This is a genomic window from Pseudomonas sp. BN515 (genome assembly GCF_029873155.1).
Taxonomy (GTDB): Bacteria; Pseudomonadota; Gammaproteobacteria; order Pseudomonadales; family Pseudomonadaceae; genus Metapseudomonas.
In genome coordinates this window covers 1-541 of the sequence record NZ_SSOH01000003.1, presented here as the reverse complement: position 1 = coordinate 541, position 541 = coordinate 1, and the positions used below count along the sequence as shown (strand labels likewise).

The 541-nt window shown below is 62.1% G+C and carries 1 protein-coding gene and 1 pseudogene; both read left to right on the top strand.

The features are described 5' to 3' along the window. Window positions 1-285 precede the first annotated feature (285 nt). The gene (gene pqqA / locus E8E91_RS00020; RefSeq protein WP_072432761.1) at window positions 286-357 is read left to right on the top strand and encodes a pyrroloquinoline quinone precursor peptide PqqA; all 72 of its coding nucleotides are present in this window, start codon (window positions 286-288) and stop codon (window positions 355-357) included. Window positions 358-403: 46 nt separating this feature from the next. Then, a pseudogene (locus E8E91_RS00015) lies at window positions 404-541 on the top strand (pyrroloquinoline quinone biosynthesis protein B); the annotation flags it as partial.

Below are 541 nucleotides of genomic sequence, written 5' to 3'. Positions count from 1 at the left end.
ACCAGCAGACCAAGAACCTGCTGGTGAGCTACGACATCAACCCGCTGGGCTTCTTCTGATCCCTGGCACCTGAATAAAAAAACGCGGCCTCGGCCGCGTTTTTTTATTCCCGTACATCCTCACCCCGGGCGCTAAACCTGTGGGGGCGAATTCATTCGCGATTGGAGGCCGGCCCCTACCAAATCACGAGCAAATCTCCTCCGAAAGTACCATTCGGGCCCTTTCGGGCCGGTGGTTAACTGGACTTGCCGGAATCCTCCGGCGCCATAACAAGAGGATTGCTCCATGTGGACTAAACCCGCCTTTACCGATCTGCGCATTGGTTTCGAAGTGACCCTGTACTTCGCCAACCGCTGATCCGCATCGCCCCGGCTCCGCCGGGGCCCCCGCCAGGGCAAATCCCATGCACATCCAGATTCTCGGCTCCGCCGCCGGCGGCGGCTTCCCGCAGTGGAACTGCAACTGCCGCAACTGCGCCGGCGTACGCAGCGGCAAGGTCCGCGCCCAGCCGCGCAGCCAGTCGTCCATCGCCCTCAGCGCC